Annotated in this window: 24 protein-coding genes; 12 read left to right on the forward strand and 12 right to left on the reverse strand. The window is 42.3% G+C overall.

What is annotated here, in order from left to right; translation table 11 throughout:
• Positions 1 to 205: 205 nt before the first annotated feature.
• A complete protein-coding gene (gene pulA / locus G327_RS0110915) occupies positions 206 to 3,490 on the reverse strand; it encodes a pullulanase-type alpha-1,6-glucosidase (protein WP_019614813.1) in 3,285 nt (1,094 codons plus the stop codon).
• A gap of 1,371 nt (positions 3,491 to 4,861) precedes the next feature.
• Between pulA and G327_RS0110920 the strand changes: the two genes are divergently transcribed.
• From G327_RS0110920 to G327_RS0110930, 3 genes are all read left to right on the forward strand, one after another.
• Positions 4,862 to 5,719, forward strand: a complete 858-nt coding sequence (locus G327_RS0110920) for an MIP/aquaporin family protein (protein ID WP_019614814.1) — start codon at positions 4,862 to 4,864, stop codon at positions 5,717 to 5,719.
• Between the two features lie 73 nt (positions 5,720 to 5,792).
• Positions 5,793 to 7,316, forward strand: coding sequence for a glycerol kinase GlpK (gene glpK / locus G327_RS0110925; protein ID WP_019614815.1), 1,524 nt, complete (start codon positions 5,793 to 5,795; stop codon positions 7,314 to 7,316).
• Between the two features lie 258 nt (positions 7,317 to 7,574).
• Entirely contained in the window at positions 7,575 to 8,348 is a 774-nt protein-coding gene (locus tag G327_RS0110930) for a DeoR/GlpR family transcriptional regulator (RefSeq protein ID WP_019614816.1), read from the forward strand.
• A gap of 68 nt (positions 8,349 to 8,416) precedes the next feature.
• Here G327_RS0110930 and glpQ read toward each other — a convergent pair whose 3' ends face one another.
• Together glpQ and glpT are read right to left on the reverse strand one after the other, a co-directional pair.
• Positions 8,417 to 9,499 carry a glycerophosphodiester phosphodiesterase gene (gene glpQ, locus G327_RS0110935; protein ID WP_019614817.1) on the reverse strand — a complete coding sequence of 361 codons (1,083 nt, stop codon included), beginning with the start codon at positions 9,497 to 9,499 and terminating at the stop codon, positions 8,417 to 8,419.
• Between the two features lie 186 nt (positions 9,500 to 9,685).
• Positions 9,686 to 11,071, reverse strand: coding sequence for a glycerol-3-phosphate transporter (gene glpT, locus G327_RS0110940; RefSeq protein ID WP_019614818.1), 1,386 nt, complete (start codon positions 11,069 to 11,071; stop codon positions 9,686 to 9,688).
• A 472-nt stretch (positions 11,072 to 11,543) separates the two neighbouring features.
• Here glpT and glpD point away from each other — a divergent pair, with 472 nt between their 5' ends.
• The 3 genes from glpD (at position 11,544) to G327_RS0110955 (ending at position 14,508) form a co-directional block, all read left to right on the forward strand.
• Positions 11,544 to 13,091, forward strand: a complete 1,548-nt coding sequence (gene glpD, locus G327_RS0110945; protein WP_019614819.1) for a glycerol-3-phosphate dehydrogenase — start codon at positions 11,544 to 11,546, stop codon at positions 13,089 to 13,091.
• Positions 13,092 to 13,343: 252 nt separating this feature from the next.
• Complete coding sequence (locus G327_RS0110950) at positions 13,344 to 13,655, forward strand: hypothetical protein (protein WP_157601082.1); 312 nt, start codon at positions 13,344 to 13,346, stop codon at positions 13,653 to 13,655.
• Positions 13,656 to 13,764: 109 nt separating this feature from the next.
• Positions 13,765 to 14,508, forward strand: a complete 744-nt coding sequence (locus G327_RS0110955) for a DsbA family protein (RefSeq protein WP_019614821.1) — start codon at positions 13,765 to 13,767, stop codon at positions 14,506 to 14,508.
• A 272-nt stretch (positions 14,509 to 14,780) separates the two neighbouring features.
• Here G327_RS0110955 and G327_RS0110960 read toward each other — a convergent pair whose 3' ends face one another.
• Positions 14,781 to 15,263 (reverse strand): GreA/GreB family elongation factor, encoded by a 483-nt coding sequence (locus G327_RS0110960; protein ID WP_019614822.1) that lies wholly within the window; start codon positions 15,261 to 15,263, stop codon positions 14,781 to 14,783.
• Between the two features lie 270 nt (positions 15,264 to 15,533).
• Here G327_RS0110960 and G327_RS0110965 point away from each other — a divergent pair, with 270 nt between their 5' ends.
• The 3 genes from G327_RS0110965 (at position 15,534) to G327_RS0110975 (ending at position 18,129) form a co-directional block, all read left to right on the forward strand.
• Positions 15,534 to 15,845, forward strand: coding sequence for a hypothetical protein (locus G327_RS0110965; RefSeq protein ID WP_019614823.1), 312 nt, complete (start codon positions 15,534 to 15,536; stop codon positions 15,843 to 15,845).
• Positions 15,842 to 16,873 (forward strand): HlyD family secretion protein, encoded by a 1,032-nt coding sequence (locus G327_RS0110970; protein WP_019614824.1) that lies wholly within the window; start codon positions 15,842 to 15,844, stop codon positions 16,871 to 16,873. Before G327_RS0110965 ends, G327_RS0110970 begins: the two co-directional genes overlap by 4 nt.
• Positions 16,874 to 17,145: 272 nt before the next feature.
• On the forward strand, positions 17,146 to 18,129 hold the full coding sequence (locus G327_RS0110975; RefSeq protein ID WP_019614825.1) for a LysR family transcriptional regulator: 984 nt from the start codon (positions 17,146 to 17,148) through the stop codon (positions 18,127 to 18,129).
• Between the two features lie 40 nt (positions 18,130 to 18,169).
• Here the strand turns inward: G327_RS0110975 and G327_RS0110980 are convergent, their stop codons facing one another.
• Positions 18,170 to 19,147 carry a zinc-dependent alcohol dehydrogenase family protein gene (locus tag G327_RS0110980; RefSeq protein WP_019614826.1) on the reverse strand — a complete coding sequence of 326 codons (978 nt, stop codon included), beginning with the start codon at positions 19,145 to 19,147 and terminating at the stop codon, positions 18,170 to 18,172.
• Between the two features lie 142 nt (positions 19,148 to 19,289).
• Between G327_RS0110980 and G327_RS0110985 the strand changes: the two genes are divergently transcribed.
• A complete protein-coding gene (locus G327_RS0110985; protein ID WP_019614827.1) occupies positions 19,290 to 20,180 on the forward strand; it encodes a LysR family transcriptional regulator in 891 nt (296 codons plus the stop codon).
• 31 nt (positions 20,181 to 20,211) lie between these two features.
• Here G327_RS0110985 and G327_RS0110990 read toward each other — a convergent pair whose 3' ends face one another.
• Complete coding sequence (locus G327_RS0110990; protein WP_026339319.1) at positions 20,212 to 20,511, reverse strand: ArsR/SmtB family transcription factor; 300 nt, start codon at positions 20,509 to 20,511, stop codon at positions 20,212 to 20,214.
• A 195-nt stretch (positions 20,512 to 20,706) separates the two neighbouring features.
• Here G327_RS0110990 and G327_RS0110995 point away from each other — a divergent pair, with 195 nt between their 5' ends.
• Positions 20,707 to 21,405, forward strand: a complete 699-nt coding sequence (locus G327_RS0110995) for a glutathione S-transferase family protein (protein ID WP_019614829.1) — start codon at positions 20,707 to 20,709, stop codon at positions 21,403 to 21,405.
• On the opposite strand, the gene G327_RS24480 is transcribed toward G327_RS0110995, so the two are convergent.
• On the reverse strand, positions 21,344 to 22,060 hold the full coding sequence (locus G327_RS24480) for a helix-turn-helix transcriptional regulator (RefSeq protein ID WP_019614830.1): 717 nt from the start codon (positions 22,058 to 22,060) through the stop codon (positions 21,344 to 21,346). The genes G327_RS0110995 and G327_RS24480 overlap by 62 nt on opposite strands.
• 193 nt (positions 22,061 to 22,253) lie before the next feature.
• Between G327_RS24480 and G327_RS0111005 the strand changes: the two genes are divergently transcribed.
• Positions 22,254 to 22,736, forward strand: coding sequence for a GNAT family N-acetyltransferase (locus G327_RS0111005; RefSeq protein ID WP_019614831.1), 483 nt, complete (start codon positions 22,254 to 22,256; stop codon positions 22,734 to 22,736).
• Between the two features lie 568 nt (positions 22,737 to 23,304).
• Here the strand turns inward: G327_RS0111005 and G327_RS26035 are convergent.
• From G327_RS26035 to G327_RS24495, 5 genes are all read right to left on the reverse strand, one after another.
• Positions 23,305 to 24,066, reverse strand: coding sequence for a substrate-binding periplasmic protein (locus tag G327_RS26035; protein ID WP_019614833.1), 762 nt, complete (start codon positions 24,064 to 24,066; stop codon positions 23,305 to 23,307).
• Positions 24,067 to 24,265: 199 nt separating this feature from the next.
• Entirely contained in the window at positions 24,266 to 24,562 is a 297-nt protein-coding gene (locus G327_RS0111020) for a hypothetical protein (protein WP_019614834.1), read from the reverse strand.
• Positions 24,563 to 24,766: 204 nt separating this feature from the next.
• Positions 24,767 to 25,327 (reverse strand): GNAT family N-acetyltransferase, encoded by a 561-nt coding sequence (locus G327_RS0111025; RefSeq protein ID WP_019614835.1) that lies wholly within the window; start codon positions 25,325 to 25,327, stop codon positions 24,767 to 24,769.
• 37 nt (positions 25,328 to 25,364) lie between these two features.
• Positions 25,365 to 25,937, reverse strand: coding sequence for an esterase/lipase family protein (locus tag G327_RS24490; RefSeq protein WP_019614836.1), 573 nt, complete (start codon positions 25,935 to 25,937; stop codon positions 25,365 to 25,367).
• Positions 25,938 to 25,960: 23 nt separating this feature from the next.
• On the reverse strand, positions 25,961 to 26,283 hold a 323-nt coding region (locus G327_RS24495), incomplete at its 5' end, for an ISAs1 family transposase (RefSeq protein WP_019614837.1).

The following is a 26,283-nucleotide window of genomic DNA, read 5'->3' on the forward strand; positions in this document are numbered from 1 at the left end:
CATCGTATTATTAATGTTTGCTATTTTGACTCTAGGATATAAGAACAAGACGTTGGACTGGACATGGTGTGTGGTTGAAGGCACAGTCTGAATTTGTTTCTTGAAGCGATTCTGAAATGCTATAAAAAATGCCTGTCAGCTCTTAACTGACAGGAATTTTAGCTAATAACTACAGCCTCTATACTAAATAGAGATAACAGCTGTTCTACAACTCTTTTGCAGAAACAGGCAGACCAGCACCTTGTGATTTACCCTGTGTTTTTACAAATACTGCAGTTGTTAATGCCGGTACGGTGAACTTCCCATCTGCAAAATCAGCATTTTTTACAACTTGATCAACAGAATTCTGCTGTATCGGATGCAGAGTAAAACCGCTTGCTCCCGTTACAGGCATAGTCTGATCTTCTTCTGTTGCATTAATCACGATCACAACTGCATCGTAATTACTGTCCAGACTAGTCACTCCCGTACCGTCATCAATAGACATAACAACCACACCAGAAACCTGCTCTGTTCCTGTATTATGGAAACTCACACGCGCTATAATATCTGCAGCTGTTTCCAGATTAAATAACGGGCTGGTTGTTCGGATTTTCAATAGTTCTTGGAACTGGGAAGACGCCAGCTGAATCTGCTCTGCACTAGGTCTGGCTTCACTGTCCTTAATAACCTCTTTAATCACATCGTAGTTATCACCGTCTTTATCTTCACGCGGCAGACCAACATTCCAGTTATTATGCAGATCCGTATTTTCCAGATCAAAATCTACCCGATTGTACCAGTCACCTGAATCATAACTGTCACGCTGCATCGACTTAGAACGCAGCAGCTCAGAGCCCATATGCAGGAACGGAACCCCTTGACCTAACAACACCGTACTTAGAGCTATATTATGCATACGCACACGATCAGCCGAAGTTGTACCCGCCTGGGTTTTGTACTGATTATTATCCCATAGAGTCTGGTTATCATGTTTAGAAGCATAGTTCAGAGTCTCCTGCGGCTGTTCAGCATAACCTGCATGCTGACCGTTATAATCAATATCCTGACCGCGTTTAAGAGCACCTTTATAATCTACAAGCATGTAATCTTTCAGATTAGCGGCCATACCCAAACGTACTAAATCCGTCAGACGGTTCAGATCTTCAGTTTTATCACTGTCCGCAAAATCAGATCCCGCATTAGCAAAACCTTTGTTCTCACGTAAACCTTCACCACTGTCGAATGGACTGCCGCCGCGAACGGCATCACGCAGACGGTCACTGAAAGTACCTATTCCGGTACCCGCCATATTCCATTGAATTGCATTTTCACCACGCTTGCCGCTCTCTACTTCACCGAAATTCCAGCCTTCACCATAAAAGTAAGTGCTTGGATTAACCTTTTGTACTGCCTCCAGTGCTTTTTCCATATTTGTTTTCATATGGTGCCCCATCAGATCAAAACGGAAAGAATCAATCTTGTAGTCTTCAGCCCAGGTAACCAATGAATCAATCATCAATTTTTCCATCATAGTATGTTCAGAAGCCGTATTGTCACAACAAGTAGACTGCTCAACTGCACCAGACTCACTATTCAGGCGGTGGTAATAACCGGGAACAACTTTATCCAGCACCGATTTTTCATTGTTGCCGGCAGCATTGGTATGGTTATAAACCACATCCATTACTACCTTCAGTCCCATATCATGCAGCGCCTGCACCATCTGACGGAACTCTTCAATGCGTTTCGAACCGTTAGCATCACTCGCATAGCTCCCCTCTGGAACCGTGTAATGGTAAGGGTCGTAACCCCAGTTAAAACTGTCCAGTGCACGCATATCATTCATCAGCGCCTGCGCACTATCAGTTTGCGGATCATAACTTTCCAGCACAGACTGCAGTGTCTGGCTTGGATCTGCACTGCTGCACACGCCTGCCGCAGCATTGATCGAACATAATTTTTCAACGGTATCATTAAGGTTAACCAGTTTTTCCGGATCTTCATCAACCGTGGCAATATCAAAGGCCGGCATCAGGTGGAAGTAAGTCAGCCCAGAATCTCTCAATGACTGCAGGTGCTTCATACTGGCACGCCCATTTTCAGTGAAAGCCAGATACTTACCGTTATTTTCCGCACTGCCTAGTGTGTCGCTGTTACTAAAGTCACGAATATGGGATTCATAAATAATTGCATCGGTAGCTTTTGCCTGTACATCAAACTGATAATCATCCCAGTTTGCTGGTTTCAAACTTTCATCATCCATATCAACCACTTGAGAAAACAGACTGTTCTCAGACAAGCTTAATGAATACGGATCGGTTACATCAAAAGTTTCAAGATTATCCGTAGTCGGATGATAAACCGTTACACGGTAGCGATAATATTTATTCATTGCACTGCCGTCGGCAGCCAGAGTATAAACACCGTCGCCGTCTTCATCACTCATGACTTTCGGGTACCCAGTTTCAACCTTACCTGCATCAGCTTTGCTGAATAAAAATAGCTCAACTTTCTGTGCTGTCGGCGCCCATACATTGAAAGTAACGTTACCAGAATCAACAACCGCACCTAATGCTTGTTTATCGGCATTACTGCTTTCGTCATCACTACCGGTATAAAGAGCATCCAGTACACCGGGAATCTGTATCTTAGTCAGCGCAGTGATTTCGCCTTTTTCGTTACGAGCAACGGCAATCAACTGACCTTTAAGCACATCTTTAATGGCAGCGGCATTTCCAGGAACGCTGAATGCAGCATTGTCTTTGATATGCGGAAATTTTGCTTTTACGGAATCGCTGGCTGTACCATCGTCCAGAGTAATAACTGTTCCGCCGGAAATTGTCTGGCTGGTAGTAGAAAATTTAATATCAACTGCTTTAGAATGGTAAATTTCAACCTTAGCCGCGGATTTCGCTTGATCCCAAAGCAGGGTATTAGCATCAACCCAGTGTGCATAAGCACCTTCCAGGCTTACAGGAGGAGTATCATCAGGATGATCCAGTATTGTCGAGTAATCGGCAGGTACAAACCCCTGGCGGTCAGAAATGATAGAAAACTCTAGTTTCATATTTCCTGACTGCCCGCCAAGACCGTCACGCACAATAAAATTAATACAGTCTTCTGCTCCCTGAGTGGTTAACGGTAATACCCAGTAAATACCCGCTGCATCTTCACCAGACGCCGTAACACCTTCATCCCACTGCTCAAAACCAGAAATTTTATCGCCGTCCAGCGCACTACACTCGTCATTATTCCATACATGAAGCGTCTTCTCGGCCGCGCTTTTTAGTAAAGAGTTTTCACCCAGCAGATAGATTACTGCCTCTTTATCGCCGGCTGTCACGAAATCGGGGGTAGGATCTGGTGTTGGAGTCGGATCCGGACTCGGCACAACCACATCGTTTGACGACGAATCATTACACCCTAACAGAGCAAGAGACGCAACGATTGCCATTGCACAGATTCGAGGCATTGTTGTTAACGCCAGTTTATTGAGTTTATTTTTCATTTAACTTACTTCCCTTATGTTTACACTTCATTGACACATTTGATTTTATTTACAGCAAGCGAATGCCGCGCCAAAAAATCATATTGGATTGCAGCAACTTAATAGTTGATCCAACCGGAATTATTCAGAACACAAACCTGCCAAAACACATTTTCTGTGAACCAAATCACCGCAAAAAGACTTTCCAGATATTAAACAAAAAACATACACTTTGTTACAAACGCCCTGTGTAAACGTAAACAATAAAAACCAAAAGACAAACAAAACCAAGCAGTTAAACAAACAAAGGGAATTAACAATAAATTTTCACAACACTCAGACTGTTTAAAAAAAACAGCTTGTGGAGTAAAGCCAGCATCCTAAGGCTTCAATATCAATGGAAGCGTTACCACTGTATTTTTTGTGATTTTGAACAGCCAGACAACACAAGAAAACAAACATAAACAAATAATGATAATCATGCACAGAAGATACTCATTTAGTTATTGATAACGGCAAAAAGCAAACTAAACACCAAACACACACTGACCTTTAGTTTACTTTGAGTTTTTATCTCCCACTTTACTATCTGCACGCTTATTTTTATAAAACAACTTAAAAAAACATAGGTTCAACATCAACCAACAAGCATTATTTAATTATTTAAAAGCGCATGTTCTTTACACTGCTGAACAGCGTACAACTCAAAATAAACAGTATTACTCGCACACTTAAAGAAGAGCACGATAAAATCAATTAGATTTTGATCGAAAATCCCACATTACGTATTCGAACGAACCTGTTGTCAGCATAATTAGAGAACGATACTTGCAGCGCGCTTAGTTATTAAGCACACAACATCTCTCTTAAGCCCCTTATATAGCAAGGCAGCTGTAAACACTGATAAGCAGCTTAACGCTGAGTCACTCTATTTAAAAATGCCTACCCGGGCTGCTGAGGCGTATATTTCTATTTAAAATACAAAACCAACTTTTATAGCTTTGCCTGTTGAGTACAAAAAACAAGATAAGACTTTAAAAACAAATGATTGCAAGCAAGTCTCGAGACAAAGCTAATGAAGAATCTGAAGTTTCTTCGCCTAGGAATATAAAACATCGGACAATAATCTAAGGCAGAAAGCAGATAAAAATATACATCACAGCTGAATATCAACAACTAATCTGCACATTTATTAACCAGCCCTTACGGCAAGGGGGCAGCGGCTAATATCAAGCGCATTTAGACAAACAATTCAACCTTCAATTAAGAACATTAATGCGCTCGAACGCTCATTTTTCATTCTTTTATGTTTCATAATTGTTAATATGGAGTACATTTATGCAACACAGAACGTGTAACCTTAATTAAACATCACATACAGAGGAATGGATTATGACTCAAAATAAACAACATACGCTGCTGGGACAATGCATCGCAGAGTTTATAGGCACAGGGCTGTTAATATTTTTTGGTGTCGGTTGTGTTGCCGCACTGGTATTAACAGGTGCAAGTTTTGGTCAGTGGGAAGTCAGTATCATGTGGGGGATGGGAGTAGCAATCGCCATTTACTGTACAGCCGGTGTTTCTGGTGCTCATATTAATCCGGCAGTCACCATCGCCCTGGCTGCTTTTCACGGTTTTGAAAAAAGGAAAGTACTGCCTTATATCCTGTCGCAGCTTTTAGGTGCATTCTGTTCCGCAGCTTTAATTTACGCTTTATACAGCAATCTATTTACTGACTACGAAATTGCTAACGGCTTCCTGCGTAACAGTGAAGCAGCATTATCCACTGCAGGTATTTTCTCAACTTATCCGCACCCGTCATTATCTATGCTTGGCGCTTTCTCTGTAGAATTTGTCATTACCGCTGTATTAATGTTTGCTATTTTAGCGCTTGGAGATGAAAACAACGGCGCACCACGCGGTGCAATGAATCCGATTCTAATTGGTGTATTGATTGCTGTCATCGGCGGCTCATTAGGCCCGCTAACCGGTTTTGCGATGAACCCGGCTCGTGATTTTGGACCAAAACTATTCGCTTATTTTGCCGGCTGGGAGTTTGCTTTAAGCGGTGCGAAAGACATTCCTTACTTTATTGTCCCAATTCTAGGCCCTATCTTCGGCGCATGTTTCGGCGGCTGGGCTTACCCTAAACTGATTGCACAATATCTACCGAATGCCGGTCACGGCTGCACTATTCCGAATCAGTGTGAAGATGAAGAAGAGAATAAGGATTTAGCACAGGCCTAAGCATTATATGTTTAATTAAAAATGAGTATCAGTACAAATTACAACTAAACTAAAAGATATAAAGGACAACGTCATGACAGATAAAAAGTATATTGTTGCACTAGACCAGGGTACAACCAGCTCCCGCGCCGTTATTCTTGACCACGACGCTAATATCGTCAGTGTTTCCCAGCGCGAATTCACACAAATTTATCCGCAGGCCGGCTGGGTTGAACATGATCCTCTGGAAATTTATGCAACACAAAGTTCGGTATTAACTGAAACGTTAGCCAAAGAAGGTATCCGTAGTGATCAGGTCGCCGGCATTGGTATTACCAATCAGCGTGAAACAACCATTGTCTGGAATAAAGAAACGGGCAAACCTGTTTATAACGCCATTGTGTGGCAGTGCCGTCGTACAGCATCGATCTGTGAAACATTAAAAGAACAGGAAGGTTTAGAAGAGTATATTCGTGAAAATACCGGTCTAGTGCTTGACCCGTATTTCTCCGGCACCAAGATCAAATGGATCTTAGACAATGTAGAAGGTGCACGAGAAGATGCTGAAGCTGGAAAATTAATGTTCGGTACCGTTGATACCTGGCTGGTCTGGAAAATGACCCAGGGACGTGTTCATGTTACTGACTACACCAATGCTTCTCGTACTATGCTTTTTAATATCAACACATTACAGTGGGATGAAAAGCTCCTGAAAGCATTCGGCATTCCTCGCTCTATGATGGCAGATGTGAAAAGCTCATCAGAAGTTTACGGCCAGACCAACATCGGCGGCTTCGGCGGCACACGTATTCCTATTGCAGGCATTGCCGGAGATCAGCAGGCGGCATTGTACGGCCAGATGTGTGTAGAGAAAGGCCAGGCGAAAAATACCTACGGTACCGGCTGTTTCTTATTAATGAATACCGGTAAAGAAAAAGTAACCTCTAAAAACGGCCTGTTAACGACGTTAGCATGCGGACCGAGAGGCGGAGCGGCTTATGCGCTGGAAGGTGCGGTATTTATGGGCGGCGCTTCAATTCAATGGCTGCGTGATGAAATGAAACTGCTCGCTGATGCGAAAGATTCAGAATACTTTGCCACTAAAGTTGACTCTTCCAACGGTGTTTATGTCGTACCGGCATTTACCGGCTTAGGCGCACCATACTGGGACCCGTATGCACGAGGTACAATTGTCGGCTTAACACGCGGCGTAAATTCCAATCACATTATTCGCGCAACACTCGAGAGTATTGCTTATCAGACCCGTGATGTACTCGATGCAATGCAGGCAGATTCCGGCATTAAACTGTCGGCATTACGTGTTGACGGCGGTGCAGTAGCAAATAACTTCTTAATGCAGTTCCAGTCAGATGTATTAGATACAACCGTACAGCGCCCTGCTGTCACCGAAGTCACCGCACTGGGGGCCGCTTACCTGGCCGGTATCGCGGTGGGCTACTGGGAAGGGTTAGAAGAATTAGCAGATAAAGCTGTTATTGAACATTCATTCACAGCAAATCCAGATAAAAGCAAACGTCAGCAGCGTTACAACGGCTGGAAACGTGCAGTTAAATGCACCCAGGTATGGGCAGAACTGCATCATGAAGACAACGAGTAACAGATAAAGCTTAATTATCCCTCTGCTGAGAATCTAAAGAGTGTCGCAAGACACTCTTTTTTCGAAAACTATTTCCTCACTTCGCTCAAAATTTCGAGTGTTCGCTGATAAAACTACATTTTAAAAGTCAATTTGTTGTAATTCGAAACTAATATAGCCCCATATCACTCAGCAATATTGTAATTTCATTGCTATTCATTTCCGCCGCGGTAAACTTATTTCACTAAACTTCGGCACAGAACCAAGGAGCAGTGTTTCGTGAAGCAAACTACAAGACATCAGAAAATCATCGATCTCGTACAAAAAAACGGCTATGTCAGTACCGACGACCTTGTTGAGCGGTTCAAAGTCAGCCCGCAGACCATTCGCCGTGATTTAAATGAACTAGCCGATGAAAATAAAATACGTCGTCATCACGGCGGTGCAACCACCCCGCTGAGCTCCGTAAATACTGCATATAACACCCGTAAAGTGATGCAGCTGCAGGAAAAGGACTGTATTGCAGAAGCATTAGTAAAATACATCCCTAACGGTGCAACTCTGTTTATTGACATAGGTACAACGCCGGAGTCGATCGCCAAAGAATTAGTGAAGAATCACAAAGACCTGCGCGTTGTGACCAATAATATCAATGTGGCGGCTATATTAATGGGTAACGAAGACTTTAAGGTTATCCTGGCCGGCGGGGAAGTGCGTAATAGAGACGGCGGTATTGTTGGTGAAGCGACCCTGGATTTTATTAAACAGTTCCGTTTAGATTTCGGCATTCTAGGTATCAGCGGTATTGACTACGACGGTTCACTGCTGGACTTTGACTATCATGAAGTGCGTGTTAAAAAAGCCATTATAGAAAACAGCCGCAGTGTTTACCTGGCTGTTGATCATACAAAGTTCGGCCGTAATGCCATGGTAAATCTCGGTAATATCTCTGAGCTGGATATGCTGATCACCGACCAGCAGCCGCCGGAAGAAATTGCCGCTTTATTAAAGGAACATAACATCCCCTTTGAAGTAATTTCCCACACAAGCTAAACACTCAGTATGCAGGACATAAGCACTTAGGCAAAAACTAAGTGCTTATCATTCCATACTAATACTCTTCAGCTGCTTTTCTGCGCTTCTAAAAAATCAACCGCACGATCTGGAAAGTCCGTAAATACGCCGTCGACATCCGCTTTGTTATAGAAAATATCTAATAACTCTTCGAAATCCTGTGCATACTCAGGAATTTTTCCTTCATCTAATCTAAATGTATAAGGATGAACCTGCATACCTGCCTGATGTGCTTCCTTAACTAAAGAGGTAAAAACTAACTTGTCTTTTTCCGACTCTGGCGCCACCACCATTGGATGCCAGGGACCAACACCGTCGGCATATTCAGCGATTATTTTCATTGCACCAGGCTTAAACATCCAGTCATAGTTATAAGCTTCAGGTTTACCGTCAATATACTGCATGGTTTCCCCCCAGCTTGTTTCAGCCATTAACTGCACTAACCTGATATCCATGGAAAACTTTGGCAGCAGCTCATATTTAACACGCTTTAACTCATCAGCATCAAAAGACTGAAAGTAAACCAGATCTGTTTTCTCTGTGTAACCGTATTTTTTAAGCACTTTTAATACAGCCACACTGATATCTTTGCCCTCATTACGGTGAAACCAGGGAGCTTTCACTTCCGGGTAGATACCGATATTTTTGCCCGTGCTGGTATTTAAGCCCTGAATCATTTCGATCTCTTCTTCTAAAGTATGCACCTTAAAATCAGATTTCCAGATTGGAAAACGCTGCGCATAAACAGCTGTTTTTTTCCCGTTCTTAAGGTTGAATGCTTCGGTCATTTTGAGTGTTTTAATTTCTGCCAGAGTAAAGTCAATAGCATAATACCTGCCGTCTTTACGCTTACGATCCGGATAAACCTCGGCGACATTAGTAACACGATCCAGATAATGATCATGTAGTACTACTAAGAAATTATCTTTGCTCATGACCACATCCTGCTCAATGTAATCAACGTCCATGGCATAAGCCATCGATTTGGCTTCCATACTGTGCTCAGGCAGATAACCGCTGGCACCACGGTGGGCAACAACGATTTTTTCAGCATGAGCAAAACCAGCTGCTGATGAGGTTATCAGTAGACTCAGCAGCAGTTTTTTCTGACTTGGTAATGATTTGAACATAGTTTCACAACTCCTTATGATTAAATAACCTGCTCAGACATTTCAGTCTAACTTTTTATAAGTCATTCTAAGCAGGCACTATTAAGCTTTTATTAAATTGAGGCGGGTAAAAAACATTGACCCCGGACCTGACTATTAAAAGACAAATCCGGGTAGTGATTAAATCAGAGTGGTGTTTCGCTTGATTTATACTGTAGCCGGAGCCATTTCTTCATTTTCTTTATCAAGTTTACGCTGTGCATGAATTTTATTTTCACCAAACATCGCCAGTATAAAGAATACAATAGACAGTCCGCATGAGACGGTTAACACTAAGAAACCGCCGTCCCAGCCGAAGTGATCAACGGTATAACCTAACACTGCATTAGCAGCCACAGCACCGCCAAGATAACCAAACAGACCGGTCAGACCAGCCGCTGTACCGGCAGCCTTTTTAGGCGCAAGTTCAAGAGCATATAAACCAATTAGCATTACCGGGCCGTAGATTAAGAAACCAATAGCTACTAAAGCAAGCATATCAACCATAGGGTTACCGGCAGGGTTAAACCAGTAAACAAAAACCGCAATCGTTACCAGTACCATAAATAAGATACCAGCAGGTGCACGACGGCCTTTAAATAATTTATCCGACATCCAGCCGCATAATAACGTGCCGGGAATACCAGCCCATTCATATAAGAAATAAGCCCATGATGATTTATCCACCGAGAACTCTTTTACTTCACTTAAATAAACCGGCGCCCAGTCAAGTACTCCGTAACGGATCATATAAACAAAGGCATTTGCGATTGCGATATACCATAAAAGTTTATTCTTAAAAACATACTTAAAGAAAATGTCTTTAGCACTTAACTCTGTCTCAAATGACTTAGTATAATTTTCAGGATAATCATCTTTATATTCTTCAACGGCAGGCAGGCCACATGACTGCGGCGTATCACGCATGGTCAGAAAGACAAAGATAGCGATAAATGAAGCAAACATTGCCGGCACATAAAATGCAGCTTTCCAGTCATCATTAAACGCCCACAAACCTAATAAAAACAACGGCCCAATCAAACCTCCGCCGACGTTATGCGCAACATTCCAAACCGAAACAATACCGCCTCGCTCTTTATGAGACCACCAGTGCACCATGGTTCGACCACAGGCAGGCCAGCCCATTCCCTGAAACCAGCCGTTTAGAAACAGAAGAATAAACATAGCTGTAATACTGCCCGTCGCCCACGGCATAAGACCAAAACAGAGCATAACCAAAGCCGACATCAGCAGGCCGGCAGCCAGGAAATAACGCGGATTAGAACGGTCCGATACATTACCCATTAAAAACTTCGATAAGCCATAAGCAATTGAAACAGCGGCCAGCGCCACACCAAGATCACCACGGCTGTAGCCATATTCTTCAATCAAAAACGGCATCGCTAAACTGAAATTTTTACGCACTAAATAGTAACCAGCGTAACCGACAAAAATACTTAAAAATAGTTGCCAGCGCAGGCGTTTGTATATTGGATCAACCTGCCCTTCAGGTAGACGTTCAATATGTGCGACAGGTCGAAATAAACCGAACATAAGCAGTTCCTTAACAATGAATGGTATGTGTGTATTGAGCAGTCGAGCTCAAAATAAATTTATTTTAATCGTTTCCGCTCACATAAAAACTATTGCAGCGATCTCTTAACGATTTTGCTGCGCCACTGTTGCGCGAATGAACAAATAATTCCTCGAGATTGATCACAAACGAAGATTTTATATCAAAAAAAACGGACCAACTTAACAAAACAATAGATTAACACCAATTTACACAGCATTAACAGTAACATACAACAACCCAAGCAATCACAACAAAGCTCTCACCAGCCCAGATCAACACTAAAAAAGGCAACAACCCCTGCCCTTCAAGACACACAACCCAACGTCTAAAAACCACACAATGTTCGCTAACGAAAATAAATGATGCATTTATTTAACATTTAAACTATATTGCATTTACATGTTCGATAATGTTCGTTCGACCAATCCAGATAATCAAAGTGAGTTTAATATGTATAATGGGAAGCAGAAACAGGAAAACAAACAAATTTTAGATCTGATTGTTGTCGGCGGCGGCATCAACGGCGCAGGTATTGCGGCAGACGCTGCCGGCAGAGGTCTAAGTGTAGGGCTATACGATGCATCAGACTTTGCTTCAGCGACATCTTCTGCCAGCTCAAAACTTATCCACGGCGGCCTGCGTTATTTAGAACATTATGAGTTTCGCTTAGTTTCCGAAGCACTAGCTGAGCGTGAGGTTATATTAAACAAAGCGCCGCATATTGTTAAACCTATGCGCTTCCGATTACCACATCGTCCGTTTTTACGTCCGGCATGGATGATTCGGATAGGTCTGTTCTTATATGACCATTTAGGAAAACGCACAACCTTAGACTCAAGCCGACAGGTCAATCTGGCAGAATCGGGCCTACTGAAAAAAGAGATCACTAAAGGTTTTGAATATTCTGACTGCTGGGTAGATGACGCACGCCTGGTTATTCTTAATGCAATGGCGGCTGAGTCTAACGGCGCCGAAGTAAAAAACTACTGCCGTGTAGAAAAAGCCCAGCGCGTAGACGGTTTATGGGTGGTCACCATACTTAATGAACAGACCAATATACGTTTCCAGCGTAAAGCGCGTGCATTAGTCAATGCTGCCGGCCCGTGGGTTAAACAGTTCTTTGACGACAGCCTGCCGGATAACTCCCCGCGTAATATCCGCTTAGTCAAAGGTTCACATATTGTTGTGCCGCGCATTCACAACGAAGAGCAGGCATATATCCTGCAGAACAAAGATAACCGGATTGTTTTTGTTATTCCGTATATGGATGACTTTTCCATTATCGGCACCACAGATGTTGAGTACGTAGGCGATCCGCGTAAAGTGGCAATCTCAGATGAAGAGGTCAATTACTTAATTGATGTTGTTAATCAGCACTTTGTAAAACAATTGAAAACAGATGATGTAGTCTGGACATACAGCGGTGTGCGTCCGTTATGCGATGATGAGTCTGACTCTCCTCAGGCAATCACCCGCGATTACACCTTAGAGCTGGAGCAGCAGGACGACCAGGCGCCGTTGCTGTCTATCTTCGGCGGAAAGTTAACAACTTACCGCAAACTATCAGAATCTGCGATGAAATTAATTCAGCCCTATTTTGCTAAATTAGGCGGCTCATGGACAGCCGATGTACCTTTACCCGGCGGTGATTTCAATTATCCGCGTAAGCAGTTAGCTGAAAACTTAGTCGCCCAGTACGGCTGGCTGCCGATTAAAACTGCAAACCGTTATGTCAGCCAGTTCGGCACCCTGGCGTGGCAGTTATTTGAAGGCTGTGAATCAGAGAGTGATTTCGGTATTCATTTCGGAGCCGGTTTATACAGCCGTGAACTTGATTACTTTATTGAAAATGAATTTGCTAAAACCGCTGAAGATATTCTCTGGCGCAGAACCAAATTAGGCCTGTATTTGAACAAAGAACAGCAGGCGAATGTGGTCGGTTATATTCGCGATCACGTACAGCAGGTAACAGCAGTTAAGCTTGCACAAGTCTGTTAATAACCTTTACTAAGCATCCATTCAATCAACGGTCAGCAGATTATTATATCTGCTGACCGTTGTTATTTATAATAGCCTACGACTCAAAGAAAACAGCTTATTTTTAAATAACTTAGACAGCTACTGAACTTTTTTGCAGGAGAGAGACTCTAAGCAGGTCAGCAGAACTCTAAAAGTTATCCGTTAATGCATATAAACGCTTTAAAACACAAAAAATACTCTTACGCTTTCTTAACTGTTATGGTGTTATTAATGTGTCTGTGCGGGTTATTTAAAAATTCACCACAGGCGCAGTTTAAGCCGTTCAGTATCATTTTCAGTCCGCAGACCGTTGATACATTTAGCCAGGCGACATTTCCCGGTACTGGTATCTGCACCTTAGGAGAGCAGCTGTTAAGTTTTGCTTCTGGTTTAGAAAAAGAGCACAACTATACACTTCTCTGTATTATTTTCCTGAGTCTGCTGCTGTTCAATAAACCCACGGTTCAGCTTTATTTCCCCAGAATACCTCTATATAAACCTCGGCAGAAAATCCATTTAATGAAGTGTTTGTTTTTAGAGTAAATCTGCCGTTTTACCCTTAAAAATTAGTTATACGACCTATAGACAGATCTGTCTCTGGCATTTAACGTTTTCTATACAGAAAATGTAACCGATTATTTTGGAATATTTAATGAACAAAACATTTACTCGATTTATTGTATTAATCAGCTTTATATTAAGCTTTAACTCTATTGCGCGTGCCGAACAGCAGCAGACTAACCAGCAGAAGATTGCAGCCATCACTGAACTGCTGCAGCAGAACCCGCAGATGATTGATGATTTTCTTAACAGCCTGAATTATTACATAGAGCAGGATCAAAAAACCGAAAAAACACTGCTTAAACATCAGGACTGGCTGCAGAATAATGCCTCACAAAGTAGTTTCGGTGCTACTGCCCCTGAAATAACTTTAATTAATTTCAGCGATTATAACTGCCCGTACTGCAAACGCTTAGATCCGGTACTTACAGCATTAAGCAAAGAGATTCCACAGCTTAAAGTGGTTAATGTTTTTGTGCCGCTTCGTCAGAAAAACCCGCCAGGATCTGAGACAAACTCCGCTGAATTTGCATTAAATGTATGGAAAAATGCTCCGCAAAGCTATCAGCAGGTACATGATTCTCTGATGCAGAAATCGGGCCTGCATACCGCAGCTTCACTTCAAAAAGTGGCTCAGCTAAGCGCAACAGAAAGCTTATTAAACACTGATGGCGCTTCTCGAAGCATACTGCAGAAAAACTACCAGGTATTTTCAGAACTGGGGTTACAGGGGACACCAGCAATGATCATTAACAACCAGATCATTCCAGGATATATGCCTTTAGAAAAACTGCAGCCGATTGTTGAACAGGCACTGGCAGAGGTTAATAAGTAGTAGACAAACAAAAAAGGAGACGGGTCGGTCTCCTTTTCTCGCCATAATCGTATCACAGTGACAGTACTTCTACGGATGCTTGATAATCTATAATAAATCCGCTGATGCAGCTGACTATCTCTGCTGCTTGTTTTTATGCTGCACACCGCTTAAAGGTGATAATGCAGGCGTTGACGAATAACGGTCAATACCGGCTCCCCATTATGTTATTGAACGTAATTATTCGTCTGAGTGCATTTCAGTGCACGTCAGACAATACTATAAATTATGCCTTAATAAACGCTTATAATTTCATAACAGCTCACTTTCTCTGCGATTAAAACACTAACCTCTTCACCAGCTTCTCTATTAATAAGCGCGGTGCCGAGCGGTGAGCCCGGAGTGACTACAACAATTTCTTTTTCTGCAAATGTCACTTTCAATCCACCGGCGGCCGGCCCTAAAAAAATGTATTTTTCATTGTCCTGCATATCAAGCAGTACAACTAGTGATCCTAAACAGGCGCACGAATTAACAGCGCCAGCACTTCGGCTTAGCTTTTTAAAAGCACTGATATCAGCCGCACATTGTTCCGCACGTAATGACTGCCCCTGTGCTAAATAGGATGCTTCCAGTGCTAAGGTATCATATTTATTTTCTGCAATATTCTCATCGTTGGTTGCCGTATCGTAGGCTCGAGAAGCGGCATTTACTGCACCTTGATAAGCCTCTTCTAATAGTATAACCAGTTGTTTACACAGCAGTTTTTTATTCATTTTCAGCTCTTTTATTATCAGCAGAAAAGAATCTTAATCAGCCCCGTCCTTAAAGTAAAGTCTGTACATAAAGTAAAGTCTGTACATAAAGTACAACAAAAAGAACATAAGGCCCTCTCTTCTTAATACCAATTTGTAATATCAGGTATACCTATCTTTCATTATTCAACGGCTAATATTTGTTCGAAAATAGAACAATAAATTACATGAGGTATATCTGTTTGTGAAGCAGAGACCTTGAATTAAATAATGCTAAACAACAGGTGTCCTATGAAAATACATGCAACAACGCTGCTATACGAAGAACTGCCTTCGGTATATAAGCTGCTAGACTCGATTGGTTTTATGTGGTTTGTGATCTTAGTCACGGTGGGCATCATCTCCTGGTGTTTAGCAAAACTATGGCATGTTCACTCTATCCCTAAACATCTGGCCAAAGAAAAAGGTCTGGCACAAGCCAAACTGGTTTTCTGGTTATGTATATTAGGCCTCGCCTGGAAACCTCTATGGGTATTGGCGGTACTGGCTATCGTTACCGACTGGGATAAAGTTCAACTGTGGTTAAAAGGAGCAAGATCATGAAAGAAATTATGCTGCCGTATATTCTACTCGTCTGGCTCTTATTCAAATTTAATGTACTGAAACGCACTGCGGGTAATTATTTTATTACTGTCTTTGTCGGTTTGATATTAGCGCTGGCACTATTTTTCGGACACCGCTTTTATTCACCAGCTGATTTAACTAACTCCACAACGGTAAAAGCCCCGCATGCGGTTTTATCACCTGCAGTCGGCCAGCATATTGACAAAATCTATGTGGATCACAATCAGCATGTGAAAAAAGGTGAGGTACTGTATATGTTAAAAGATGACAAGGTAACCTCTGCTATTTCAGAAGTGCACTCAGCACAGGTTGAAATTGAAAGAACCATTGATGCCAAGAAAGTCGTATTAGCGCAGGCGGCGCGAGATCATAAACGCAATACCGGTATGCAGGAGCATGTTTCAATTAAAGAAAGAGAACAATCCAGCGATCTGATTGAAACATTAACCGCCGATTTATTAGTGTTAGATGCCAGACAACAGGGGTTATATGCCAAATTAGACAGCCTTGAATTTGAATTATCACGATTAACTGTCACAGCACCTTTTGACGGCATGGTCACGCATATCTTTATTGCCGACGGATCTCGAATCGGCTCATTACACCTTTGGGATACCAGCAAAAAGTTTATTGAAATGCGTATTCCCGACCAGGCTTACAAAAATATTAAAACAGGTCAGTTTAGTGAGTTCTTTGTCCATGCCTACCCTGGAGAAATATTCAGAGCCCGCGTCCATAGCAAGGTTGATGCGACAGGTGAAGCACAGGGTAGTTTACTGCCGCAGGAACAGTTTGTTTCCCGCCATATTCAACGCGGTGCAGCTCCCGTCGGTCGTACGGTTATTTTAGAAATCGACAAAGAAACCATGGATATGCTGCCGATCGGCGCAACTGGATCAGCATGGATAAGTGCACAAAAACCATGGTCACTGCTAGGTTTCTTAGACATTATCGGTGGTGTAACCGTACGCTTAACAGCAGCTAAGTCTTATATACAAGCCTTATAAAAAATAACCTGGAATAGGGGGACTTCCCCCTATTTTCAGTTTTTAGATATATGTATTACGTATATCAGCAATAACAATAAGTCATTATTAGAATCATCCGGCTTCCAATATTATTAATGTATTCAAATAAACGTAATAAATAATTAGAAAAAAAAGAGTAATTCGACCTGTTTACCTATTACCGCCAGATAGCAGCTTTATTTGGCGGTTTTTTTCATTGCCATCACAGCGTTTGATGCTTTTTATAGCCAATCAGCCCTTGAAGGAACATTATGTCTTTTTTTCAACAATATGGTCTACTGATGAGTCAACTGGATTTAAATCTGTTAAAGGTGTTCAGAGCCTTAATTGAAGTTCAGAATACCCGTAAAGCAGCCGAGCTTCTACACCTCAGCCAGCCTGCGGTGAGCCGCTGCTTGAGCCGCTTAAGAGACTATTTTGACGATGAATTATTCATCCGTACTTCGCACGGCCTTGAACCAACTTCCAAAGCATTAGAGATTGGTGCTCGTCTGCCTGCAGCCATGGACCTGCTGATGGAAGCTGTACACGGCAGTGATAATTTTGATCCAAGCTTTTATCACGGTAAAGTGACTATAGCCATTAACGGGTTTATTGCCCACTGGTTAGCTCCTCCTCTGATCAGCAGTATTGTCAAACAGGCCCCAGATATTGAAATTCAAATCACCAACTGGGAATCGACGACACCAATGTTATTAACTGAAGGTCAGATACAGCTGGCAGTTAATTATTTCCCGCTGGATATATCAAAGCAGCTGGTACAAAAAAAATTAGGCCACGAAAAGTTTGTGGTGCTGTGCCGTAAAGATCACCCCATTCAGGCAGAGGGTATTAAACCTGAACACTTTGAGTTATACCCTCTGGCTTCTCTGCTGATTCCAAACTGGAATGAATTTAAAAACCGCACTGCTGAAGTACTTAAAAAATTTAATGTAACCCCTAAAATTCAGCTGCGCAGCAGCCAGCTGAATATTATCCTTAACGCATTAACAGAAACGGATATGTTATTCCCCTGTTCAAAATTACTAGCTGCCACACTCGATACAGACAAGCTTAAAGTGCTGGAAGTAAGCAGCGAATTTTATGATTCGATACCGTCGGGAGATTTTGCGTTAATAACGGCGAATAAATCTCGACGTCATCCGCTTAATCAATGGCTGCAGGCATGCCTTAGCGACTGCGTAAAAGAACAGCTTCGTAAAAGAGATGAGCTTGAAAAAAAAGAGACTCATTAGTCTCTTTTTGCAAAAATTAAAAACGTTTATAATTAGTTTGTTAAGCCGTTAAAGTTATTTTTCCTACTGCTTCACCGGACTCTAAACGTGCATGAGCATCTGCGGCCTGCCAGATAGTAAAGTTTGAATCATCAATTAACGGTTTGATAAACCCTTGATCCACCAATTCCGCCACCTGTCTTAAAATCTTACCATGAGCAGCACGATTAATACCTTCGATCATCGGGATCAGCATTAATACACTATGGAAACTCAAGCTTTTTAAAGCTACTTGTAAAACATTATCAACCGGCAGTGTCGTGGCAACTGCACCGTAAAAACGGGCTGCTTCAAAACTACGCTGAATATTGTCACCGGCAATCGTATCGAAAACCGCATCAAAACCTTTACCAGCACTAAACTGCTGTACATACTCCTGCACTGAACAGTTATCCACATTAACTAAGTTATCAGCACCTAGACCGGAAGCCTGCTCAATGGTTCTTGATTTCGCCGTTGCTGTTACCGTGGCACCGAAAGACTTAGCAAGCTGTACAGCAATATGACCCACACCACCTGTTGCGCCGTGAATCAGTACGTTATCACCGGCTTTAACGGCTAATTTGTCATGTAATGCTTCCCACGCGGTGATTGCAACTAACGGCAGCGCGGCAGCCTGCTTCATGGTCAGTGTTTTTGGTTTTAGTGCCATCAGCTCTGCATCAACCAGCATGAATTCTGCTAATGCGCCGTCGATGCCCGCAATTCCACCGGCGCAGCCGTAAACTTCATCTCCTACTTCAAAATTATCAACATCAGCAGCAGCTTCAGTCACTATCCCTGCAACATCTCCATGTAGAATTTCAGGTAAATTTGCCGACCAGGGGGTATCTACAGAACGCAGCATAGTATCCAACGGGTTAACGCTAGTGGCTTTTACCTGTACGACTAAGTGCCCGGCTTTAAGCGTTGGTTTATCTTTTTCAGCCTGTTGAAAAACATCACTGCCGCCAAGTTGTTTGATGATCATTGCTTTCATATTAATGCCCTTTTGTTCGTTTATTTAGTTAGTGCGGACATTGTATAGATTGCCTAAATGACCAACAACACACTAAAAAACAAACTACCTTTGCTTTTTATGCAATAATGTTTTCCCTGCTTAATCCGCTAAGGTAAATGAAATGAGTATGCTCACACGCCTGCACTACTTTAATTGTGTGGTAGAAACGGGAAGTATTTCCCAGGCAAGCCGCGTTTTTGATCTGCAGCCTTCTTCAATATCACGGCAGCTGGCGGCATTAGAAAAAGAGTTAGGCATTACGCTGCTCAACCGGACCACACGTAATATCGGCTTAACTGAAGCAGGACAAACCTATTATCAGTATTCGCAGCGTATTGTCGCGGAGCTTGAACAGGCAAATCGTGCGGTCAACGATCTGCAGCAGAATCCTAAAGGTAATTTAAAAATCAGCATGACAGTGGGATTTGGTGAAAGCTGCGTGCTGCCGCTTATTCCGGCTTTTATACATAAATATCCCGAGGTAAAAATTGAATTAGAGCTCTCCGAGCGGGTGATTGATTTAGTCGAAGATAATGTCGATATCGCGATCCGCAGCGGACGTCTTCCCGACTCTAATTTAATTGCCGGAAAGCTGATGGATAATAACTTTATCTTATGTGCCAGCCCTGAATATTTAAATACCCACGGCAGCCCTGAAAATACTGAATCACTGGCTGATTATGACTGCATTCGCTACGGTTACTCGGGCTGGCGGGACTGGTTTGTTATTAAAGGAAAAGCACGTAAATTAACCATTAAAGAGGGACTGGTGGTCAACTCGGTGAACGGCCAGAAACAGCTGTTATTAAATCATGCCGGTTTGGCATTAATTCCCACATGGGCAGTCAAAGATGAATTAAATAACGGCACTTTACTACAGGTACTAGCGGACAGCATTTTCAGCCCTTATGAGAGCTTAAGCTCCACCTATGCCATTTATTTGAAGCGTGATCTTATTTCTCCTAAAGTACGGGTATTTTTAGACTTCCTTAAAGAGAATATCACTAAATAAAAACAGGAGACCAATAGGTCTCCTGCCCTAATCAACCAATATCTTCCATATCCGCACAGCATTCATCCTGTAGAAAGGTAATCACCGATTCCAGTTTCTTATATTCAGCAACACAATAAAGCACACGTCCTTCGCGGCGCTGCGTCACCAGCCCAGCGGAAACCAGGCCGGAAATATGATGTGACAATGTTGAGCCGGGAATAGCCAGCTCTTCCTGCACCACACCAACGGCAATGCCTTGAAAACCAGATTTTACTAAGCGTTTAAAAATCGCTAATCGTGTTGGATGACCTAATTCTTTCAATGCCTTAGCAATCACTTCTAATTCCATCATATTCACCTCTTTATTGATATATTTCGATATTAGCAGAAATATATTGACTCGGATAGTTATCTTCAACCCTATCGACTTTCCGAGGATTACTAATAAGTCAGAAAATCAAAGCGTTTTGTAAATATATGCCCTACTGACACACAGTTGTCAGTAAGGTGTCAGTACCATTGCTATATACACCAAGGAGGTAATATGCTTATTTTAAAACAAACCCAGGTTCAATTTGATGGAATCAATGCCAGTCCATTCTGTGCAAAATTAGAGCTGTTTTTAACTTACTTTAAAATTCCATTTAAAATAGAGGCTGCATTACCCATGCACGGTCCGCATAAAAAAATTCCATTTGTCGAGTATCAAGGAGAGACCCTCGGTGATTCTGAGCTGATCCTGCAGCGGTTAATAAAAGATTATAAAATTGAACAAGGTTTAACCGATATGCAGATAAGCCAAGGTATCGCCTGGCAGGCCATGCTTGAACAGCACCTCTACTGGATAATGGTTTACAACCGCTGGGTCCCGGAGCAAAGCTGGAAAATTTTAGAAAATGCATTTTTCAGTCAGTTGAGGCAACCCTTACGCGCTATTATCGCCAGACAGTCACGAAAACTAGCAAAGAAGAATTTATACGCACAGGGCATAGGACGATTTAATCTAGAGCAGCTACTGGAATTAGCAGAGCAGGACTTAAAAGCGTTAAATGTCCATTTGGCTGACAATGCATTTATCTGCGGTGAAGTTTTCAGCCATTTTGATCTGTTTGCTTATGCACTGATTAAAAACATAAATAGCTGTGAGATAAACACACCATTAAGTGAGTTGAGCCGGCAGTTTAAAGAGCTTTGCCGCTATCAGCAGCGGGTAGAAGCGCAGCTTGCTCCTGGCTGTGAATAAACGCTTTTAAAGATATCTCTTCACTGCTGCTGAAGAAAACAGCAGTCAACATAAGACTATGCATGCGGTCTAAGCGAAACGCACGAAAATCCCGGCGTTTTTCGCACCAGGCCGCCAGTGTCCAGACTTTTCCCCAGAATGCTAAAGCCAGCGGCCGGATCAAGCGTTCACTATAATCGCCATTTGCATCGCTGTACTGCAGCGACAGGACCTGCTGTTTGTCTATTGCTGCGCGGCATAAGGCCATTTTCTTTTTATACTTTTTATCCACCAGCCCGGATGGTGCGTGTAATACCATCTGATCTAATAACGGCTGTTTCTGCTGCGGCAGACTATGCTGAATTTTTTGTAACAGGGAGGCAGCCGCATCTGCCAGATAATCATCCGCGGTCTGCTGCACCAGCTTGGCACCGAAAGAAAGCGCCAGTAACTCCTCTTCATTAAACATTAACGGCGGCATATCAAAGCTTTGATCCAGCCAGTAACCTACCCCTGTTTCGCTGATAACAGGAATACCGGAGAGCGTAAGATCATTAATATGGCGATAAATGGTGCGCACCGAAAGACCCAAGCGATCCGCTAAATACTGGGCGGTGGTGGTTCTACGGCTGCGTAATATTTCCACAATTTGAAATAGTCGTTCGGTACGGTTCATTAACTTTCCTTGCTAAAGATGAAACCCATTTTCTCAAAACAGAGAATGGACACTTATCACCCTCAATGCAAGAACAGCAGTTAAATCTGGAAGAAAGCGGCTGCGGCAGATAGGCGGGCGCAAAATAACTTGTGACACGAATAACGAACAAGTACATTAAACTTCAAGGAACAATCATTTTAGGAAAATACTCATGTCATACCATATTTCAGAAATACAGCCCGCAGACGATAAAACAATCTGTAATATTATCAAAAGTGTCGGTATCGAACACGGTGCAGTAGGTGAAGGTTTCGGCCCTTCCGACCCGGAAGTAGAGTGCATGAGCAGCCACTATAACGGAAACAATAACAGTCGTTATTTAGTGGCTAAAATTGACGGCCGGGTTGTCGGCGGCGGCGGTATTGCACCTTTTAACGGCAGCAGTGAAACCTGCGAGTTACGTAAGTTGTTTTTACTTCCTGAAAGCAGAGGTTTCGGTATCGGCAAAGCCTTAACTGAACAATGTCTGGATTACGCAAAATCACAGGGGTATCTACACTGTTATCTGGATACCTTATCTGCTATGAAGCCTGCCATAAAATTATATGAAAATGCTGGTTTTAGACATTTAGCGCAGCCCCTTGCCGGCACCATTCACGGCAGTTGTGATGTCTGGATGCTGAAAGAGTTATAGCGACGACTGCCCCCAATATACAGGGGGTTATTTGCCGCAGTAACTAGTTCGTCAATTGAGGTTTATCAAACTTTTTTATGTTATTCATCCTTGGGTCTGGCCTGAATTTTATAATAAAACTGCAGTCCACCAACAATTACAGCCAAACCAAGCAGTAGTACATATGAATAATTTTCCATCTCTTTACCCCCTGTTGATAACATAAGAGTTTAATTTTTATCATGCACACATCAGCAATAACAAGAGGCAGATTCACAAGGTGTGAGAGAGGCGGGGTTTTATAGTTGGCAATACAACAAAACAACGGGTGCAGACAAGATCTATACCCATGATACTTCAAGATGCTAGGCATAAAATTGAAGTATAGTTATTCTACATAGAGATTTTATAACAACGCAGATTGGTGCTGTTTGCGTTGCCCTACGGGGCGCAAGCTCGAAAACCAGTCCCGCGTTGCAACAATCGAAAAGGGAGTACCATTACCTCATGTTGCTCCTTGTTCTGGTATTCGAGCTAGTGCCTGACAAAGCATCTTGAGGTAACATGGGTATATATTAATCACAAAGAATTACTGCGCAGCTTTGACTTTCTGCAGCTGTAACAGATGGTTGTAGCGCCCGCTTGCTTTTAATTCTGCCAGTCCAAGGTTAAAAGCATTAAGTAAGTATTTCGCACGCTGATCCGGCATTTTCCGGGAGAAAATAAGCGAAATAGGTATCTCAGCAAAAATGTGCGGATCATAAGTAATAAGTTTAGCCGTTTCCACCGTCAGGTATTCATTAATCAAGCAGTTACCAACGAGAAGATCCATCGGAAAAAGATCAATAACCTGTTTATTTAAATTACTGATATTTCTTGGATTATCATCCACATAGTTAATGTTTAACAAACCATTTTTAACAGCATTATCAAATTTGCTGCCGAATTTATAAGTGTTTGTCACACCAATACGCAGCCCTTTGAGATCATCAATACTATTATAAATAAAATTTAATGATTCTAAATGAAAGAAGACCTTACGGCTGGTATAGATCGGATCTGAAAAATAAAAGTCACGGCTGCGTTGTTCATCCGCCACCCAGCCTAAAGAGCCGTCAAATTTATGATCTCGGGCTTCGCTGTAACTTACAGCCCATGGTTGAAACTGATAAATCACATCAAAGTCCTGCAGAGCAAAAGCTTCCCGTACAATCAGCGCTAAAATACCGTCATTTTCATAACGCTGTGAAATTAAAGGCGACCATTCTCCTGTTGTCAGGCGCACAATCTGATTCGCAGAAACTTGAACTGCACAGAGCAAAGCGATAAGAATAAAAATGACACGTAACATGCTTCCTCCTAGCCAGAGATTTCTAACTCACTATTATTATAGCGGCCAGTGAAGTTCCCTCTCTTTCATTCCATACGTGTTTAGCCCCGGGTACAGAAGCACACAACAAAATGGTAGAAATACATGACTGCATTTAAAGTCTATACCCGATTTGGAATTAAGCAGAGCCTATCGTTCTTTTCTGACAGCTTGCCAATATTTAGCGGCACTGAAAAATATTCTTACTGCCAAAAAGAAATTTTTTACATGACATGCAGCGGTGTTTATAACGAGGGTCATTAACGCGGGTTAACGGCTGAAATAAAACTTTATCTGATTTACAGCTGTAACAAAGCGCTTTTTCATTATCATCTGTGCGGCACTCTGGGTGGCGCTCAAGATATTCGGCCAAAGAGGGTAATTTACGTAAATGACGGCCTTTCAGCTTAAAATAAAATAGCAAATAAGCCGCAAGTGCGGCGCCGGCCGAAACCGCGCCGATCCATACCAGATCCATATATTCAACCTTCCCTGTTGAGTATTAACATTTGTTTAAAAAACAAACCATAATTTGTCTTTTTAGCACATACAGATCCGGATAAATTTGATAAATATCAGTTTATTGAACAAGCACTTCGCTTTAACAGCCGGAACAGAAAAAGGAATCAGCAATTGTGATGAACAATACATTTCTCTTTTCGGATTTATCTGTCTGCCAAAGCTAACGCTGTCCGGGCAGATTCAGTTTCATATCTATATTAACCATCTCAGTCGTAAATGAGCCGTATTCTTCAAAGCCGAATTTTTTATAAAAAGATCTAGCCAGATGGTTGGACTGCTGCGTTCCACCCATTAAAACCAGGCTTCTCAGACCTTGATTTGAGGAAAATTCAATAATTTTCAGCATGACCTGACTAGCAATACCGCTGTTCTGATATTTATCTGCAATGCAGGGAGCAAAGACAGGATCTATGTTACAGTCCAGAGTTGTTCCATAGGAATGATAACGCTTCTTTTCGTGCTCAAACAGGTTGAAATCAAGGATAAAATAACCCGCTATTTCAGACTCATTTTCAACAATAAACCGAGTTATATTGGTATTACCAACCTCAGAGCACAGCAATGATGCATGCTCTTGGGTCAAAAGGTGCGGGCCAAACCTTGAACGTGTCTGCGCCGATAAGTTTACAAAAAAATCCCCCAGTATCTGCGCATCATCAGCCTGCAGTTCGCGAAACACAAATGTTCTATTATTTTTTGCAGTAATAATTTGTTTTTCCATAATTTTCCTATGTTCCTCTATTTGCTGTCAGCCGCATTTAAATACTGCGTACCACGGATAATTCATCACGAGAAAACAGCCCGTGTTGTAGAAAGTGTTTTACCTGGCTAATGACTCGATTATTTTTCATCATAAAGGGGTGTGTTACCGGCATAACCAAATGATCTTTCATACCGCTTAATCTGGTGCTGTGCACTGCAACCTTACCGTCGTTCTGTCCCGGCAGTAACGTTGACAGAATCGGGTTAACACTGCGTTTTCCAGCAATAATACCCAGTTCAAAGTCGGCCCCACCAATACTATTTACAAAGCTGTCCGGCTCAGTACCCAGCTGCATACCCGCCTGCTTATTAAAGTGCCGGTTTTTAATCAGCCTGCCTAACAGATCAATCAGCTGAGAACCCTGATTAGGCGGCCCCAACATCACCACCCTGCCAAGGTTATTAATATGTCTCTTTTGTAAATATAACCGTATTAAAATACCGCCCATGGAATGACTGACAAAATGCACTTTGTCCGACTCCGGGCATAACTGCAGCGCCTGGTTAATAGTATTTTCAGCCAGTATTTCCATAGAATATTTTAATGACGGATAACAACAGTTAATCACTAGATATCCCTGCCTGGTCACGGCTAGCGCATTTTAATCCCTGATTCTAAAAGGGCTGAGCGATAGCCATCATCTAGTGCTGCCATCTTTTTTTTTGCAGCTATACTCGCCGACTTTGTCTTATCTTGTTTAAATAAGCCCATCGCTATTTTTCTCATTACATTAAAAGCAAGTGGACCTCGGCCTTTACGAATCCTTGATTCATCTTCTCTAAAAGTCATATCTAGCATCCAGTGCATACTCTCAACCTGCCAATGATTACGGACTGCATGTAGACTTTGTTCTGCGTTTAAGTTCAGTGAACTAATGTACCAACGGGTTTCTGTGGTCTCTTTTCCTGTGGATT

The sequence above is a fragment of the Psychromonas ossibalaenae ATCC BAA-1528 genome, from assembly GCF_000381745.1.
Lineage (GTDB): Bacteria > Pseudomonadota > Gammaproteobacteria > Enterobacterales > Psychromonadaceae > Psychromonas > Psychromonas ossibalaenae.